This window comes from Polaromonas sp. P1_E3, from assembly GCF_056405935.1.
This window is the reverse complement of sequence record NZ_JBFUBD010000364.1, coordinates 1-2,682: the sequence shown is the minus strand read 5'-3', so window position 1 is coordinate 2,682 and position 2,682 is coordinate 1. Positions and strand designations below refer to the sequence as shown.

Annotated in this window: 3 protein-coding genes and 5 tRNA genes; 1 reads left to right on the top strand and 7 read right to left on the bottom strand. The window is 57.1% G+C overall.

The genetic code is table 11. From position 1 onward, the window contains the following. Nucleotides 1–35: 35 nt before the first annotated feature. From AC1D0Z_RS19250 to AC1D0Z_RS19225, 6 genes are all read right to left on the bottom strand, one after another. Nucleotides 36–110: transfer RNA gene (locus AC1D0Z_RS19250), tRNA-Ile, on the bottom strand. Between the two features lie 8 nt (nucleotides 111–118). Then, nucleotides 119–197 (bottom strand) — tRNA-Gln (locus tag AC1D0Z_RS19245). Nucleotides 198–245: 48 nt separating this feature from the next. Continuing rightward, nucleotides 246–336: transfer RNA gene (locus AC1D0Z_RS19240), tRNA-Ser, on the bottom strand. A 130-nt stretch (nucleotides 337–466) separates the two neighbouring features. Continuing rightward, a tRNA-Glu gene (locus AC1D0Z_RS19235) sits at nucleotides 467–543 on the bottom strand. Between the two features lie 168 nt (nucleotides 544–711). Next, nucleotides 712–787: transfer RNA gene (locus AC1D0Z_RS19230), tRNA-Gly, on the bottom strand. Nucleotides 788–959: 172 nt separating this feature from the next. Continuing rightward, entirely contained in the window at nucleotides 960–1,256 is a 297-nt protein-coding gene (locus AC1D0Z_RS19225; RefSeq protein ID WP_477659790.1) for a hypothetical protein, read from the bottom strand. A gap of 5 nt (nucleotides 1,257–1,261) precedes the next feature. Here AC1D0Z_RS19225 and AC1D0Z_RS19220 point away from each other — a divergent pair, with 5 nt between their 5' ends. Beyond that, nucleotides 1,262–1,693 carry a hypothetical protein gene (locus AC1D0Z_RS19220; RefSeq protein WP_477659789.1) on the top strand — a complete coding sequence of 144 codons (432 nt, stop codon included), beginning with the start codon at nucleotides 1,262–1,264 and terminating at the stop codon, nucleotides 1,691–1,693. Nucleotides 1,694–1,903: 210 nt separating this feature from the next. Here AC1D0Z_RS19220 and AC1D0Z_RS19215 read toward each other — a convergent pair. After that, on the bottom strand, nucleotides 1,904–2,682 hold a 779-nt coding region (locus tag AC1D0Z_RS19215), incomplete at its 5' end, for a sensor histidine kinase (RefSeq protein ID WP_477659788.1).

Sequence of the window (2,682 nt, the reverse complement as noted above, 5' to 3'; positions counted from 1 at the left end):
GCTGAGCAATGCGCGCAAATAACCAGGTGATGCGATGGTGGTTGCAGTTGGGACCGAGCCAACGACCGGCGGGTTATGAGCCCGCTGCTCTACCACTGAGCTATGCAACCCAAAAAAATGGCAGGCCTTGATGGATACGAACCACCGAAATGTCGGGATCAAAACCCGATGCCTTGGACCAGCTTGGCGAACGGCCCATCAAACAGATGGAGATAAAAATGATGAAAGGAGACGACTGAAAAAGATGGCGGAAGATAAGGGATTCGAACCCATGAGCCCACTTTCATGGGCTCTCGCTTAGCAAGCGAGTGCCTTGAACCTCTCGGCCAATCTTCCCAAAAATTTCCGGTTACGAGTTCCGGTGCCACCCTATCTTTGAGGCCGATTTCCGCACTACGCTCTTGCAAGCACTGCGCTTCTTTACTGAACAACTGACGGCCAATTACCTGGCCGCCAGCGCTGCAATTGGCGTCACGTAGGGGATTCGAACCCCTGTCTACAAGAATGAAAATCTTGTGTCCTGAGCCACTAGACGAACGTGACAAATAGTCCATTTCGGCTGTACCTGCATGCGGGCGGACGGCATGAAGCCGAACCGGGGTCTCCCACTGCACTGCATTTCCGGGGCCATGAACCCCGGCTGCCAGCACACACGCCACCAGACCGTCTCCTCGGTCTCGCGCAGGTGATGTGAAACAGGCACACCCGAAATGGAGCGGACAGACGGCTTCGAACCGACGACATTGAGCGTGGAAGGCTCACGCTCTACCTACTGAGCTATGTCCGCAATTTTTGCGGGGCTCGCTGCCATCCAGTGTTTGGCTGCTGTCCCGCTGCGAATTTTTAAAGACTCCCGCGCTTGAAGCGCATCGACGGCACGATCACCGTCAGGGAAAACAAAAAGGCCCGGTTCCTTGCGGATACCGGGCCTCTGGGTGTCAGAGATTTAGAAGGTACGCTCAGGCGTCTCCTTCTCCCGGTTGTGTGGAATCCTCGTGCTTCTGCTTGGACATGGCGGTCCGCAACATGGACAACGCAAAAGGACTCAACCCGCGACATTGGCCCAGATGAACGTCAATGCGACGCACGGCAACACCGCCCCAGACGAGGGTGTTGGTTCTTGCGTTGGCGGCTATCGGTTTCATGATGAGTACGTGAAAAGAGTTGATGTCAAAGTAGCGATGAAAGGTAATGTAAAATCTTTTTACATCATCGTCAACGGGTCGATGCAAAATAATCTGGATTGTTGCAATCACGTCACATGGACTCAGCGAACGTCAATAGAAACCGGCGCAACAACCTGCTGATCATTATTCGGGAGTTCAGCGAGAAAGAGTTGGCCGCTGGCGAATCACCTGTCGGCCTGCTGGGCCGCATTGCCGCGCAGCTCGGCCTCAGCGCCGGTGGCCTAAGCCAGTTCAAGGGAGATACAAAGGGCACCGCCCGAAACATCGGTGACGCTGCAGCAGCGCAGATCGAAAACAGGTCCGGCAAACCCAAAGGCTGGCTGGACGAAGATCACGGCGGCGACGCCATCAACCCGGCTGAAAACGCTTTCATAGAGCTCGCCCGCACTGCCTGGCGCACAACAGACGCTAACGGTCGCCGGCTGCTGATGCAACTCGCGAGGCGGGATTTCAATCCACAGAGTGGAGATACTCCCCCCCATAAGGGCAGGCCTCGTGACAAGTAACTATTGCCTTTGGCCATTTGCACGGTTTAACGAATCGCTCCAACGCCCAAATCGCCGGACGCTCATTTCGAACTGACCGAATTTGCTATCGAATTAGTAGCAGGTTGCAACCGCCCGATTTAGGATAGAGGCTTATCACTACATAAACCAACCATGGGCAGCATCGGGCTGCTGCATCAAATCAGGTTTGGGCGCAACCGCGCTGACATCTCAAAGAACGCCCCCACGCTTCCCATTGGAACGGCTTCTGATGGCGCGCTTGATGCACTTGAGCAGGCGCTGCTCGTCCAGCGGCTTGTCAAGCCACTCCGAGATCCCGAGCGCCTGGTTTTCGGCGTGCTGCCGCGCCTCTGCGGCGATGACTGAGAGGACCAGCACGGGCAGCGTGGCTGTGCGTTTGACGGCGCGCAGCTCACGAACCAGCGTGAGGCCGTTTTCGTAGGGCAGCTTGATATCCACCGTCATGGCGGCGTAGGTTTCCATCTTCAGGTAGTCACGCGCCTGATCCGCGGTATGTGCGATGTCCGCGTCGTACCCGCCCTTGTCCATGATCATGCCGATCAGCTTGGCGACATCCGGGTCGTCTTCGCACACCAGCACTCGGGGGCGCGCGTAAAGGCCCGCCGGCGCCGTAACTGGGGGCGCTTCACGCCATTCAGGCAAGTCGAAGTAAAACGTCGTTCCCTTGTCGATCTCGGTCGTGAAACCGATGTTGCCTTCCATGCGCTCGAGAATGACTTTGGAAATGCTCAGGCCAAGCCCGGTTCCGCCTTTCTGACGGGTGTCGGAGGAGTCGGCTTGCGAGAACTTCTGGAAAATGCGCGCGCGGAACTCGTCGGGAATCCCGGGGCCCCTGTCAGAGATTTCCACACGGGCCCGGCGGCCGTGCTTGCGAACCGTCACATCGACCGTGCCCTCGGCGGGAGAAAACTTGATGGCATTGGACAACAGGTTGGTCACCACCTGGATCAACCGGTCGCTGTCAACAC